This is a genomic window from Chryseobacterium salviniae (assembly GCF_035819015.1).
In the GTDB taxonomy this organism is placed as follows: domain Bacteria; phylum Bacteroidota; class Bacteroidia; order Flavobacteriales; family Weeksellaceae; genus Chryseobacterium; species Chryseobacterium salviniae.
In genome coordinates this window covers 130254-145360 of sequence record NZ_JAYLAA010000018.1, presented here as the reverse complement: position 1 = coordinate 145360, position 15107 = coordinate 130254, and the positions used below count along the sequence as shown (strand labels likewise).

The 15107-nt window shown below is 34.5% G+C and carries 11 protein-coding genes; all 11 read right to left on the bottom strand.

The genetic code is table 11. The features are described from left to right. Positions 1–181 precede the first annotated feature (181 nt). Positions 182–5341, bottom strand: coding sequence for a helicase-related protein (locus SOP96_RS04540; RefSeq protein ID WP_042279187.1), 5160 nt, complete (start codon positions 5339–5341; stop codon positions 182–184). Next, on the bottom strand, positions 5338–6018 hold the full coding sequence (locus SOP96_RS04535; RefSeq protein WP_034975921.1) for a hypothetical protein: 681 nt from the start codon (positions 6016–6018) through the stop codon (positions 5338–5340). The genes SOP96_RS04540 and SOP96_RS04535 overlap by 4 nt, the downstream gene beginning before the upstream one ends. Positions 6019–6097: 79 nt before the next feature. After that, on the bottom strand, positions 6098–8080 hold the full coding sequence (locus tag SOP96_RS04530) for a hypothetical protein (RefSeq protein WP_074231904.1): 1983 nt from the start codon (positions 8078–8080) through the stop codon (positions 6098–6100). A gap of 17 nt (positions 8081–8097) precedes the next feature. After that, positions 8098–8805 (bottom strand): hypothetical protein, encoded by a 708-nt coding sequence (locus SOP96_RS04525; protein ID WP_034975922.1) that lies wholly within the window; start codon positions 8803–8805, stop codon positions 8098–8100. After that, positions 8798–9670: a M23 family metallopeptidase gene (locus SOP96_RS04520; RefSeq protein WP_051879935.1), complete on the bottom strand. Its 873-nt coding sequence runs from the start codon at positions 9668–9670 to the stop codon at positions 8798–8800. The genes SOP96_RS04525 and SOP96_RS04520 overlap by 8 nt, the downstream gene beginning before the upstream one ends. A 1-nt stretch (position 9671) precedes the next feature. Continuing rightward, positions 9672–11663, bottom strand: coding sequence for a type IV secretory system conjugative DNA transfer family protein (locus tag SOP96_RS04515; protein ID WP_074231903.1), 1992 nt, complete (start codon positions 11661–11663; stop codon positions 9672–9674). Continuing rightward, complete coding sequence (locus SOP96_RS04510) at positions 11663–12019, bottom strand: hypothetical protein (RefSeq protein WP_123891964.1); 357 nt, start codon at positions 12017–12019, stop codon at positions 11663–11665. Before SOP96_RS04510 ends, SOP96_RS04515 begins: the two co-directional genes overlap by 1 nt. 11 nt (positions 12020–12030) lie before the next feature. Then, entirely contained in the window at positions 12031–12900 is an 870-nt protein-coding gene (traN, locus tag SOP96_RS04505) for a conjugative transposon protein TraN (protein WP_074231901.1), read from the bottom strand. Between the two features lie 4 nt (positions 12901–12904). Beyond that, positions 12905–14110: a conjugative transposon protein TraM gene (gene traM / locus SOP96_RS04500; RefSeq protein ID WP_074231926.1), complete on the bottom strand. Its 1206-nt coding sequence runs from the start codon at positions 14108–14110 to the stop codon at positions 12905–12907. Further along, positions 14106–14459: a hypothetical protein gene (locus tag SOP96_RS04495; RefSeq protein WP_074231900.1), complete on the bottom strand. Its 354-nt coding sequence runs from the start codon at positions 14457–14459 to the stop codon at positions 14106–14108. The genes traM and SOP96_RS04495 overlap by 5 nt, the downstream gene beginning before the upstream one ends. 2 nt (positions 14460–14461) lie before the next feature. Beyond that, positions 14462–15076, bottom strand: coding sequence for a conjugative transposon protein TraK (gene traK, locus SOP96_RS04490; protein WP_074231899.1), 615 nt, complete (start codon positions 15074–15076; stop codon positions 14462–14464). Between the last annotated feature and the right edge of the window lie 31 nt (positions 15077–15107).

The following is a 15107-nucleotide window of genomic DNA, read 5'->3' as shown; positions in this document are numbered from 1 at the left end:
ATTATTTTACATTTATAAATATATATTAAATTTTATCTATTTTTTTAAAATTTATTACTAACAAGACTTTTAAAAAAAATTATTTATACTACAGTATCTTACAAAGCACAAATCTCTTTTAATAATCCGTACTAAACAATCAATATAAATATATCTTACTAAGCTATATACAAATAAATAACTACCTTCTTCGGACAACATTCTGAAAATTATCTAAGTAAATATTCTCTTTTTGGTTTAATACTTTATCTATAAAATCTACTGTTGTTAAATTGTTATATAAAACTGTATTTTCCCTCGCTCTTTCTCTCACATAATTTCTATTTTCATTCGCTTTAAGCTGTTCCTCTTTTTCTATTCTGTATTGAACTACTAAATTTTCTCTAACTGCTGGAAGCTCTTCCAGCTTTTTATCCAGTTCCGCAATTTTATCTTCAGTCATTTTGGTTTGATATTCAATTTGAGTAACATCTATTCCTTTCTGAGCTAAATTTTCAATTACTTCTTGTACTTGAACTTTATGAAGTTCAATTGTTTTTTGATATGATGGTAATTGGGTTGCCCAATATTCAGCATTTGCATCGCCATTTTTCGAATAGCCTTCAATTCTATTATATGAATGCTCGGCTTGGGTTACCAATTCTTTTACTTTCAAAACATCTTCATATTTTCTCAGAACAAATGCACTATCGGCCAAATGTTTATTTTTTTCACTTTCAATCTTCTTTTTAATGAGTTCGATTTCGATATTGGCTCTGGTTTCGGGATTGGTAATGATGGAGGTTTTTAATTCTTGAGTCCTGATGTCTGAAATATCCAAAACATCGGCTCCTTTTTTCATTGCTTCTAAATATCTTGCCTGTTTGGATTGCAGTTTTTGAAGCATAAACACATCAATACTGTCATTGGTCAGCATAAAATTAACCCGCACATTTTCGTTCTTGTTTCCTTGCCTCCAGGCTCGTCCTTCCACTTGTCGGAGTGACGTAAAATTATATGGCAACGTAAGCATATAAACATCGGTTGTGTTTTCCTGAAGGTTCATTCCTTCCTGAATGGCTTCACTTCCAATAACTACTTTTATTTTTCCTTCATTAAAATCATTTTGAATAGAAATTCTTTGGTTTTTATTGGTCGCCCCGGTAATGATTCCGATTTCTTCGGGTTTGTAACCAATTTCTGTTATGAGATATTCTTTTATTTTTGGAAACTGAGCAACTGCTAATTCAGAATACACAATTTGTCCTGAGTCAGGAAGATCTTTTTTGTTCTGCCTTATCAAATCCATCGTGTCTTTTAACTTCGGAGAATTTTCTATGAATTTTTTTATTGAAGGTTCTTCGCCATCATAAAATGGCGATAAATACGGTGAAATAGCAATCAATCTGGCATTGAGAATATGTGTTAAAATTGCTCCTTTTTCAGTCTCACTGAAATTTTCATTGAGCAGCTCATACTGTTCTCTTGTGAGATCATTCTGTTCAATTTTATATTCTTTGTTAATTTTGTTGGGACGAATTAATTCAGGATTGTCTTCTTCTCCTTTTATATCAATGAATTCCGAAAGTAATTGTTGAAACAGCGAATTATTTTTAAATCTCCGAACGTTGGCTTTAAATTTCACATCACCCTTTGCATCAATTTCCATATCATTATCCGCTTCCATAAAGGTCTCGAAGAAAGTATTGACGTTGAAATATCCCGATTCTTCTAATCTTTTATTTGCTATTAAAGAAAGAATGGAATAATATTCCAAAGGCTTGTTGGTAAAAGGCGTTGCGGAAAGCAAGGTCACATTTCTTCCGTCGTTTTTGTCTTGAATGTACTGAGCTGCCATCCAGGTATTGATTCCCAGTTTGGAAGTCTGTTGGTTTTGACTTCTAAAATCGGACGCAAATCTTCGGTCCTCAATTTTTACTTTTCCTACAATATGATTGGCATTGTGAACTTCGTCGTAAGTCAAATGGTCGAATCCAAAATCTTCCCAGTCATAGATTTTACCACGCTTCATTTTTCCCTCAATCTCCTTTTCTTTCTGAAACTCAATTTGGAGGTCTCTTTCGGTATTGGTAACGCCCTTCATTTCACTTGCAGAGATGTAACTGAATTTTGACGAAAGTTCTTCGGTTATTTCTGATGAAAATCCAATATTGTTAAAACCTTCATAAGTAACGATGGTTATTTCTCCGTCTTTATTATCAAATTTTGAAAGGTCATAATCTTTCCCCAAATTCCCTAAAACATTAACTTTCGCGTTGGGAATCGTTTCAAAAATCGTTTCCACCCATTGTTTCATAATGCTGTCATTCGGAACTACGATGATTGGTCTTTTCGCATTTCCTCTTTCCATTGCTTCGTGCATTGAAAGGATTCCGGACAATGTTTTTCCATAACCCACTTCGTGCGCTAAAAGTCCTACGCCTTTTGTGGTCTGTCTTCCGATTCCCGCCTTCTGAACCTCTGCTAATCTAAATTCCTTTCCTTTGAAATTCTTATGAATCTTTGAAAACAATGGGAATTTAGAATAATCCGGAACGTGGATGTTATTGTAATTGCGGTTAAAATCTTTTACAAAACGAGTTCTAATGTCATCTGATAATTCTTCACGTACAAATTTGTAAAACAAATCATTCGCAGCAGCTTTTCGTCTTTCTCTGACTAACGCATTTCGCTCTTTATCGCTTCCTGTAACCGTTTCATTATCTACAAAGCTTCGCACTTCCCAAGCTGAAGAACCCGCAAAGGCTTCACTTGACAAAGTGCCTACAAAGTCTTTGAATCTTTCCGCAAGATTGTAATCTACAATGACTGATTCGGTACGTTTTGTAATATGATTATATTGGTCTTTTTCTATTTGGCCTAACTCAAATTTGTGCACGAACTCGTGGTTCGGACTGATATAAATTTCATCTAAAGATTTCGCTTTTGGTAGAACATTTTCTAATAATGCTTTTTGTTTTTCGTACTGATTTTCCGTTCCACCAACAGCATTTTTATCTGCAAAATCTTTTTCGAGCTGCTCTAACTTCGCATAAATATTTCCTTCTGCATAATAAAAATCGTGAATCCAAACTCCATCAGAATAATTTGAAAATTTGGAATGTTTTTCGTGATTGTTGAGCGTTCCATCGTAAGATGTATCTCTGAATGCTTCAATTTGTTCTTTCGTAATGTTTGAACTATTTTGCAAGGAAGTATTTACAATTTCATCCTGTTTGGAGAATTGATATTTTAAAATTCCTTTCTTTATGGAAGGCTCCGTTTGGACTTTATATTCCTTCTCAGTTCTCGTATTGTGAATAGAAATTATTCTATCACTTTTTTCTATCAATTCTTTTAATTTTTCTTCTGAAAACGATGCTGGTTTTGTGATTAAATCTTCGCGCAGTTTTTCATACTTTCTTATTTCAGTCGTAATGGTGGGAGATTTAAACTTGATGTTATTGAGTTTAGAAAGTACCAATTCAATTTTTTCTTGAGTTTCTGTTAAATTCAACTCATCTATTTTCTCCGCAATAATTTCTTTTTTTACAGGAACTTTTGTAACAGAATTGGACTCAGTATTTTCTAAAAACAAATCTTCAAAAAGATTTCCGATTCTCTCGGTTTCTTTTTTATTTTTAAATTGTTCAATCTTAAAGAGAGCTTCATCCAAATTTCCGTGGATATAATTTTCCAAACGCCCAAAACGATTGGTTTTCTCACGGTTTTCCCCGAGAACTCTTGTGTGATTATTTTCAAAATATTTGGAAATATCCGCAGAAATCTGGTGATTGTTTTTTTTGAGAATGATAATATCCGTTCCGATTTGTGTTCCTGCAAAAGCGCCATTGGGTAAACGGAAACCTTCCAAAACACTAGCATTCTGTAAATTCTTTTGTCGGTTGAGCCAACCTGATGGAAGAACCATCGCCAAAACGCCGTTGGGTTTCAAAGAATCTAATGACCGTTTAACAAAATAATCTTCGTATTTTGAAATTTTAGGTTCTTCGCCTAATCCTTTGTAAAGCCCACGATGTTCGCCATAAGGCGGATTTCCGATGACCAAATCATATCTTTCTGAAAAATCTTTTGAGTCTTTTTTATTACCTCTGTCATCAATAAATTCAGTTTCAAACGAACGAAGGTTGATCTCGACTTCGGGATGTAGAATTTTTGCAATTTTCGCCGTGGTTTCGTTGATTTCAAAGCCTGTAATTTTAGAATTTACAGATAATTCGCGAGTGGCATAGATAAAATTTCCTGTACCAACGCTGGGTTCTAAAACAGAAATTTCTTTTTGAGTTTTGAAATGGTCTTTGATTAAATTGCGGACTGCATCGACAATTTTATCTTGTGTGTAATATTCATCTAAAATCCCTCTGCCTTCTTTTGCGGTTCCGCCACTTTGGAATTGATTGCAGATTTCTTTTAAATCATCCGTGACTTTCAGATTTTCTTTGAGAAGAATTCTGTTGTCATTAGAAACAAAACAAGCTGCAGAAACTACTTCCGCAACTTGTTCATTATTAAGTTTTCGCCCTTTATATTTTGAAATGAGAACATCTAGCTCTACCTTATTTGTTGAATTTTCACTTACCTCGGAAGGTCTTCTATCGGATCTTCTTCTATCGGATATAGCTCTCCCGGATACGATTCCGCCCAAGGAATATTCTCTTCCCTCATTTTTTTCATCATTTTGCGGTTGTGTTCCTCCATTGGATCCTCTTCCTCGGTTTCGGTTTCCCAAATCGCTCCGTTCTGTGCCTGCAAGTCCATTTCCAGCATTGTTGCTGCCCACTGCTTGTCCGCTTTCGTAACTTCCGTTTTGCTCGGATTGGATTTTTGAGCCAAGTTCTCCAGTGTTTTGTTCAGGTGTTCCGTTTCCCACTTGCTGAGGATCGGATGTTGTTCCGGATTCAATTGCATTGCTTTCATTTTCAGAAATTTTTGGTTCAACTAAATTAGTATTTTTATCTTGAAAATTGAGTTTATTCTCTAAATATTCGGTCAGGTCTTGATTCCCATTTTCAGAAATTTCATACAACGGACGAACGTCTTTGATATTTTTGCCATTAAATTCTGTAAGAATTTTTCTGGTTATTGCATTTCCTGTTCTGTCCCCGCTCAGACATAAAAACATTTTGCCATCATAATTCTGGTATCTATTGAGGAACTTTTTGCTATTGGAACCGGAATTTAAGGTAATAATTGTTCTATTATTGACTTGCTTGTTCAATTGAAGAAGCTCCAAGAATGAAAGCATATCCTTACTGTTTGTGAAAACAATAAGTTCCTTTTTATTTCCTTCAACTACAGAAATGTCATCATTTATCTCATTAAAAAAATCTTCATCTTTCACTTTTTTCTGTTTTTTATGAAGTGGTTAAATTCAAAAATTTCTTTGGCTTCACTGTCCCAGTTTTTTCTTGATATTAATTGAAGCGTCACGAATATGTCCGTCTTTTTATTGTAAGAATCAATCCTTTCGAGCCTTCCGTGGTAGTCCTTTTCCGCGTGTTTGTAAATAGAGTACGGTAAAATAGTATCCGTTGGATAAATGTAAAACCGGGTGTACATCCAAGGTGAGTTGATTTCAAATCGTTTGTATTTTTTCTTAAACAAAACCGTATCATTCAGATTTTTTCTGTTTCTGTAATTGGGGATTTTTTCCTGAGAAAACAATGTTCCTCCTTTTTTCTTTTCAACCGAAAGCGGCTTTTGTTTCTTTATGATGTCTGACAGAATAATTTTGCCGGGATTTTCATTTTCAATAGTATAGCACAATGAATCTTTAATGAAATAAATCTGTTGGGTTATTTCGGGAGCATCAACATCCGGAATCCTTTCTATTATGGAATCTCCTGAATAATTAAGGCTTGACAAATGAAAACTTTGGATATTGTTCAGATTTTTGGAAACATCAAAATATACATTGGAGACAACATCGATTCCTCCTTTTTCGGATTTGATTTCTTTGTGGCAGGAAGTGCTTACAAAAAGAAAAAACAAGCTGGGTAGTATTAAAAGTTTTTTCATAGATATAGGGTTTAAAAAAGCGGCAGCCTAATTAATTTGACTTACCGCTGGGAAATAAATGATTGGTTGTAAGTGTTATCTATCGTTTAATACTTTGTTCTTTCACGTTATTTTTTTCGTGCTTGTTGTCTTGTTCCAAACCTTCTAAAGGCTTGTTGGTATTGATTCTGTTCATATCAGAATCATACAGATTCAGATTTTTGTATTGCGGATTCAGCACCGCTTTGCCTTCTATTACTTTATCATCCAATTCAAATTTTACCTTCACGATATTTCCTTTTTCCAAAGATTTTATGGTACTTTCCTTCCATTCCGGCTTATCGAAGATCAGTTTGGATTTTTCTACGATCTGAGCCGTATCAACTCCATAATTTTTGTAAAAATTCTGGAAATTGTAATTTCCTTTTTCGGTTTTGGGTTCGTTAAAATTCAGTTTGGCAAATGCAGGTTCTATTTTTTCTGTTTTCGGATTGTGAAATTGTATTTTTACCGTACGCCCTTCCAAAAGGTTGACTGCTTCTTTAGCAGTAAATGTATTCACCCTGTTAACAGGAAAATTGTGGGAGATAACGTCGCCATTTGCTTTAGTGAGTTTAGCATTATAAAAATTCATAAAGACACTTCCATTTTCTATCTTATTGAATTTTAACGTGAATTCCATTTCATTTCCGGGCATCGTTTTGTCGGAAGTGGTTTTAATTTCGAACTCTTTTTCGGGAGCATTAATTCCGTTTTCTAAATCTTTGTGCAGTTGTTCTCCTTCTCCGAAACCAAGATATTTTAATTGAAATTTCGGATACTGAGATGGTTCATATTCGTTCTGTGTTTCCATAATGTTTGGGGTTTGATTGTTAAATTTTATATCATTCATTGTTAATATTCTGTTTCTTGAAAAAACATTTTCATCCAGATAATTTTTTAGAATTTCACCGCTATCCAATAATTCGTAGGATTCCCCATATAGCTGTTTTTCCAATAGGCCGAAAGCCAATTCGTATTTGTCATTTTTTGACAACGTATGACCATCAATAACATTTGGGATTGTGTCCATTTGTGCCTTTGTAAGAGAATAATCTCCATCTGTTGTTCCGAATTCCATTTTCTCTGAATAAGCTTTTCTTTGGCTCGCTGTGATCTGCAAGTTCTCCAGTATGAATTCGTTTTCTTTCATAAAGATCCTGTATTTGAGAATATCATTTTTTTCCTCTTCGGAAAGTTTCGGATAAAGATTATTTTGCACCGCTTTTGCTTTTAAGTCGTTTTCGACATAGCTTTTGAATTCGTTCAAACTTTTTGGAGCATCATAAAAATCTCTCATACCTGTCCATTCTCGCCGACCGTACGGTAATGTATATTCCTGAGTTTGCAGATCATAGCTGTAATACCTATGACCGCTTGGACTCTTCAGCGAGCCACTCCCATCATCGTAATCGTTCCAGGTCCAGCCGTCCGGAAGGTCAGATGCAGGGGTTAAATTTTCTTCAAAGCCTTCATCTGAAAAAAAGTCTGCATTTTCTTCCAGATCAGTCATTTCAATTTGATGAACCCCTTCTAATGATAACTTTACAGCTTCAACTTCATAATTTCGATAATGATGAGCTTGCTTTTCATCAATTTGCGTATAGGTCAATCCGGAACTTAAATCAGTTTTTTTCTCCAATTCCTGAGCCCAGAGATCAGAGAGAAATTTCTGTTTTATGGACTCATTACTTATAGCAATTTCAGTAGACTCCCTGTTATTTTGCAAAATCAAATGTTTATTGGCTAGTCGCTGCTTTTCAATAAATCTGACTAATTCAGCGGTAGTATTAAATTTATCCTCAATAGGGAAACCCTGATTTGAATTGAAAAATGTTTTCAATGTAAAATTTGAACCTTGAATAAATTCTTTTCCCTTAGATTGATGAATTGCCATAAACTTTTTCTCTCTATCGGTAAACAGCCTCTCTCCGTCCCGAAAAAACTGTTCAGGTGAAGTGTTTTCAATTTCCTTCACAAAATTTTTATAAGCCTTCGTTCTGGGAACTATATTCTTATCAAACCAGGTTAGATTGTCTTCCATTTTTTCCACCTATTAAGCTATCTTCTAAAACCTCTTGACTTTGGTATTTCCTCGTCCTGCTCTTGGCTTTCCTCATCTCTCATTCGATTGGCATCCTGATAGACATCAGGGTCGTTCACATTTAGTTGTAAATCTGATTTTTCCTGCTTTTGAGAGTGATTTTGCTTTTCAGAGATTCCAGCAACTGTATTAAATTCTTTGGATACAATATTCAAATCATTCGTAATTTCTTTTGCCATTTCTGGGAACTGAACAATTTTATCTTGCAGAAAAGATTTAAGTTTTAGAAGTTCTGCTATGTAACGGTTAAGTTCTTCTGTATTTTTTTTATCTGCAATAATTGCGGTCAATTCTCTTGCATTTTTAATGAAATCAAATTCAACTACTTTTTCGGTCTCTTTGTCAAAAATGAAAGCTTTTTTTTCGAAACTCAGTTCATTTTCAGATTTAGAAACATTCTTGACATCAGTATATTGAATATTATTTTTACTGTTTTCGAGGATGTCAGAAATACTTTTATCTCTTTCCAAAAAGATGACCTTCAGTTTAGTATTATTATCAGTCAGCTGAAAAGTCGCCCTGTTTTTGTCGTGGTCTGCAACGATGGTATATCCTTGCAGAAATTTCTGAACATCCTCTATATTTAGCTTTTTAGAGAAAGAATTATCCTCATTAATAATTCCGTATTTTTTCAGTTCATCGGTAGGTAAGGTTATGTTATTCATTGTATGTTGCTATTAAATTGTTTACTTTTATGAGGTCATTTAAAAAATGAGAAGGATTGATGTTTTGTCCGAATTCTTTCACCGAAAAATGCAGATGTGGTCCTGTGGAGTTTCCGGTATTCCCGCTTTTTCCGATGACAAATCCAGCTTTTACTATTTCTCCAGCTCGATAATACATTTCTGAAAGATGTAGATAGGAAGTTTCGAAACGGTTAAAATGTTTTACCTTTATGAAATTCCCTCCGCCTTTAGAATCCCAACCGGTTGCTGTAACAATTCCATCCATTACAGAATAGACATTCTCATAACTGGCTTTAAGGTCGATGCCGTTGTGCGTTTTTTTTGTTCCGAAAATAGGATGAGTTCTTGTCCCATAAGAAGATGTAATGGTAATCTTGTTTTTAAGAGGCATTACAATTTTTGAAAAAGATGCTGCAGGTTCGTCTACAAAATCATACGTTGTAAAAAAGTTTTGTTTTTTTGATGCTTTCTTTGTTTCTTCTACTCTATTTTGTGCTTGCAGCATCAAAGAATCTTTCAGTTTTTCAAACTCATTTTTTCGTATTTCTTTTACACTGCTATACTCTTTAATCAGTGTTTTCAGTGAATCTATTTGACTCGTTAACCACTTCGTCGAACCTTTGGTTTCATTTTTTAAATCTGATTTTGTGGTGATATTTAAAACTTGCTTCCAAGATTTCTTAGCCTTCTTTTGTTTTACCGGATCTTCAATATTAGATTTTTCGGATACCTTTGGATTTTCAGATTTTTTCGGTATTGTTGGTGTAATCGTATTGAATTGGGCAAAGCATAAGCAGCTGTAAAACAGCGCCATCAATGTAAATGTGTATTTTAGTTTTTTCATTTTACGCAGCTTTAATATTTTCATTCACAATGAGTTCCACTTCTTTGTTGATCTTTCTAAAGTTGGTCATCAGCACTTCTTCTTTGCGGTTAACCCCTTTTTTATCTACAAAAGAGTAATAAGATGGCATTTTAACATAGTTTTTTTCTTCTTCTTGAATCGCTTTCATATCCAGGTTAATTTTACCACTAATTGCAGACGTTTTATATTCCTCAGCATCATTTTCTTCTCCCTGTGCGATCATTCCAACCATTTCTCCGGTTTTCAGAGCCGCAATTTTTCCGGCAGGAATCATATTGTCCATCTTTTCATTAATACTGGTGGTCGTCCCTTGCTGTGAAATTGATTGTGAGTATGATTTCTGTTTAATTTTCCCAAATAGTTTTTCCAACCAATCCAATGTATTTTTGTCTCTGGCAGAACCGGAAATAATATTTCCAACAATCGCAGAAATAGTATCTGCAACTTCTTTTTTGTAGAACTGTCTGAGCTGCGGAATTTCTTGTAATCCAAGCATTACAGCAACTTTATTGCTTCTTGCAGTGGCCACGATGTTATCAATTTTATGAATATAAATCGTCGGAAATTCGTCTGCGATAATTCCTCCCGGTAAATTGTGCTTGGAATTGATCAATCTTAAAGTCCTGTTTAACACCGAGGAATAAAGGGCTGAGTTAATATCCTGTGTTCCCGGATCTGATGCTAATATGATAATGGATGGATTTTCACGATCAGTAATCTTCAATTCCACTTCATCTCCCGAAAACACCCAAAAGCTTTCTTTAGTTGCCAATCGGGAAAGGAATATTTTCAAAGTTCCAATTTGTCCTTCCAGCTGATCAAACGCTTTGTTGTCATACGCCGTTTTGAAAGGCGAAAGCAAAGAGAAAATTTCTTCGTTGGTAAAAAGTGTGTCAAAAATTTCTTTATAACTGCGGTTCATAAAGGAAAGAATATGAGGCAGATCAGAATATTTTCCATTTTCAAATGTTGCAAAAAAATAAATACAGGAAGACAGAAAATTGATGGCGGATTGGGTAAAGAAAGCTTCAGAACCACCTCCGGAACTCGAACCTCCCTTCTGTAGAGATGAAACCATTGATTCTGCCATTTCCTGGGCTTCTGCTAAAGTTTGGATGTACTTTTTGTGAAATGGATTGACTCGTTTTGATTTTTCAACCTCTTTCAGATTAATGACGTGGAAATTGTAATCGTAGTCTGCTTCCTTACTTTTTTTCAACAAATAATGGTAGTATGCAATCTGTGCTAGATCAGGAAATTTAAAATCGTAGATGCAGAGACAGAAACCTTTTGCAATCATTTGTCTTATGGCAGGATTGATCACACCAAAAGATTTACCAGAACCTGGTGTTCCAATGACCATCGTTCCTCTAAAAGGATTGATGTTCATCCAACCTTTATTGCTTTTGTTTTTGTAACGGAACAAGTATGGAATATTGATTGTGACATCCGATGTTACCAATTCCTGATTTTGGTCGAAAGATTCTTCTTCAACATTCCATCGGTCTTTTCCCATTTTCTGCTGCATCAGTTTTGAAATACTATCTGCACCCATTTGAAGAATAACTGCCCCTAAAAAAGAAAGAACAGCATAAATTATCTGATAGAGATTTAAGCTGGGAAATACTTTCGGAAGTTTAGCATTTCCTGCCTCATTTTGCCAAACCAATGAAGAGAAAATCATCAGCAATCCCAATATCATAGGAGCAATAATCTCTTTACTAATATTAAGGTCTTTCTTCTTCTTGGCTTTTGTTCCGATAGCCACTAATCCGATTAGAATTAATATTGCAAATTTGGCATTGATAGGTGGGTAAATAAAGCTCAGCTTTGAAAAATTTTTCAACAAGTTGGATATTACCGGAACATCAGCATTAAAGTAGAAAAGCGAAGCACAATCGAGTGCAACGACTGCATAAACTGCTTTTTGTAAAAAGCCATAGATCTTGATTTGATGTTGTTGTTCTTGCATTATGAATAATTTTCGAAATATTGATTAAGTAATTTGTGTTCTTCTAATAGGTTATTGTGCAGCTTTTGTTGCTGTTCCTGTAATTTTTTTTGCTGTTCCTGTATTTCAATAAGATTGGCATTCAACAGATTCAAATGATCAATTAATTCATTTCCTCTTTTTTCGACGTTCTCGATAATGTAGGAGCGACCTGCCTCTTCAGATATTTTCTCATACCAATCTTTAAGATTTAATAGCTTTTCATACTCATTTATGAGCTCTTTTCTTTTAGTAAGAAAGACAATTATCAAAACAGAATGACAGGTAATTATTAATAGCATGAGTGTGAAACACAGCATAATTGAAAAATTTTCCATTATATTAATTATTAAAAGGTATCGGCTTTCAGAATTTCAGAATAGTTCACCTTCATTTCTATGGTGCGTCCAGAGAGTTGCTCTTCAATGAGACGGATCATCATTACTTTGCTATTTGGATAAGTGAATTTTTTGAAAACATAGATATTTCTGAAATTTTTCCTGAAGTGTTTTTGAGGATTGAGTTGTAAAATTGGGGTAAGATCTACACTTTGATTGTTTGTTGCTTTATGTATTTTCTTGTCTTCTAAAGAGAATTTCAAGTCCTCAATATCGTAGCTCAGATTAGAATTGTTTTTGATGGTCATATCCAAAAAGATGTAATCACTGATTACATAGACATTATTGAGTTGAAAGCTGAGTTTTAGATTCTTCTCTTCCCTTATTGGATTTATCTCAGATTTTTTTTTAATAATATCCATTGCAAATTTTCTCAATTCAAGATTTGAAAAAACCATTTTTTCAAATTCTACAGGTTGCATCGCTTCGGGTTGAATATGGATATTGGTAATCGTATTGAGGTTGTCCTGGTTTCTGTAAACAACTTTGTACTGTGCGATGAAAGATTGCGCAACAACGGTTATCACTCCAATTTTATCTCCATTAAAAAAAACGGAAGGTGTTTTGATTTTTCCTTTCTCATCAGAATCAGGATGGTCTGTGATTTTTATTCTGGCAATATTGGAAGCTGGTAAATCTCCAGTCAGTTTTTCTGTTGACAGATCCACATACTGAATCGGTTCCGGCGAAATAATATGCAGGTTGATACCTTCAGTAATTTCAATTTCCGGTAAATCGGAAATAATTTGTTCTTTGCTTGCAGTTTGTGCAGTGAGTAAGTTTGCTGCGAAAATTAAAAGGGTGTATAATAACGTTTTCATTGTTTTATTTTTTTTGGTTTTGTGAATCTTTCAATTGTTTTTCGTCGATTAAAAAGACATAAGAATTGTACTTCAATTTTGCTTTGTTCTCTTTGATCAGGTTGGCAATAGATTTGGAGGTTGATGTAAACAGGCTGGATCCAATACTTGAGAAGAATCCTTTTCCGCCCATATCCATTTGAGTTCCTTGTACGGAGTTACTTCCCATTTCCCTCATCATATCTCTGAAAATACTTTGCGGAACGTACAGTCCTTTCATACCGTCAACATCGTAAATGGATAGATTGACAGGGTAGATTTCCCCTTTGGTAAAGACTGAAACAATATTGAGATTGACTCTTTGCATTGAAAATCCTGAGATTTGACCATATAATATCGAACCTTTGATTATTTTTATGTTTCCGACAAAAATGTCTTCCAACAAGCGGAACCTGATTCTGCTGCCCAGAAAGCCTTTGTTATTTTCGTCAATGACCGCTTTGATAAAACTGTTATCTTTCTCCTTATAGAAAGCATTAAAACCGCTGTTTATTCCGGATTTGCTTACATTGAAAGTTGAATTGAGAAAATCGTCCATCTTATCCTTATTTGATTTCAATCTCTGTTCTGCGGCAAGTTTACTTTGGTACTCAGGGTCACGGGATTTTTCTAAAGAATCCATCACGAGCATTTGTTCTTTCAGATATTTTACAGGGTCTGGTTGGACACTTTGTGTCTTTTCTTTTGGTGTATCAGCGTATTTATCTTCTTGGTCTCCGTAAGATTTGTCATTCAGCATTTTGATGATCTCCGAAGACCTGTTGTAATCTTTATCGTCACTTTGTGATTGATTTGGTTTGTAATAGGAGGATTGATTTCCTTTCGCCTCATATTGATTTTGTCTGCCATTGACTGCTTTTAATGAATCTATTTTCCTTTTTTGTGCTAAGGACAGTTGATCATCATAGTTCAGTAAACTATCCTCTTCTTTGTCCAAACCACCAAGCATCGTTCGGTTGTCCTCTTTTTTGAAAAACGCATCGTAAGCATCATTTTTGGTCATAATGGAATCCTGCGTATCCCCCAGTGAAAGAGATAATTCTTTTGGCTTGTCTTTTTCGGACGTGTCTTCTTTGACAAACTGCGCTCCTACATATCCGAAAAGAAAAAGAAACGGTAAAGCCAGAAGTGGCAGAACATATTTTTTTTCTTTAAAATTTATTTTTTTAATGTCCATTTTTTAGTTTTTGGTATTGGTTAAACAAGTAGTCAATTCGTAAGCTGTCTTCTTTTTTCAAAGCATTTTGGTCTCTTTTTACTTTTAAAGCTTTCAGTTCGTTTACAATCTTCTCCATCTCTTTATCATTATTTAAGGATTGATTTTGACTCATCTTACTCTTAGAATAGAGGACTGGAGGTCTTATTTTGAACGTAGTGTCGGAAGAGAAAAAGACACCTTGAATGAGAGACCCAATAAATGAAACCGACAGTAGAATCATTGAATACGTAAAGAATTTCTTTGGATTTTGAACTGCCCACTGAAGCCATTTCTGACCCTTTTGTTTTAATGTAGTTTCCATTTTTAATAAGAGTTTTTATTTTGATTGGATATTTCTTCGTTATTGATGATTCGCCAGTTTTTAAGAATCACACCGTGGGGATTATTGGGGCTTCTAATGATGTCTTCAAAGAAACCTTCGGTGATGAGCTTCCTCGTAATGACAGAAGATTTTCGTGTGATCATCTGTTTCCCGAAAAAAGAGAATTTCTTCTGTTCCATATTGAGTGCAATTGAATCAGTATGAATACTTACCATCGAACTGGAGGCAATGATCTGATTGTAAAAACCTTTTTCCTTTAGGTTTGTATATTCCTTTTTTCCGCTGTCATCGATGAGATACAATGACTTTTGAATATTATCCTTGATATAGGTATCATCTGGTGCGAGCGTGAAAAACAATCGGTGGAATAATTCAATTTGAGCTTTGTATTCAACAGGTCGGTTCAGCAGGACATCTGTCTGCTTGGCAAGAACCGGAACACCATTGTCTAAAATGTAAATTGATTTTCTGGAATCCTCGATCATTCTGTATGCAAAGAAAAATCCGGCTATGACAATAAAAACAGCAAAAGCAATGGTAGATAATGAAATGACCTTGTTGATCTTGATTCTTTGTTCTATATTTTTGATAAGCATCTTTATTTTAGTTGTTGGTTGATAGTGTTAG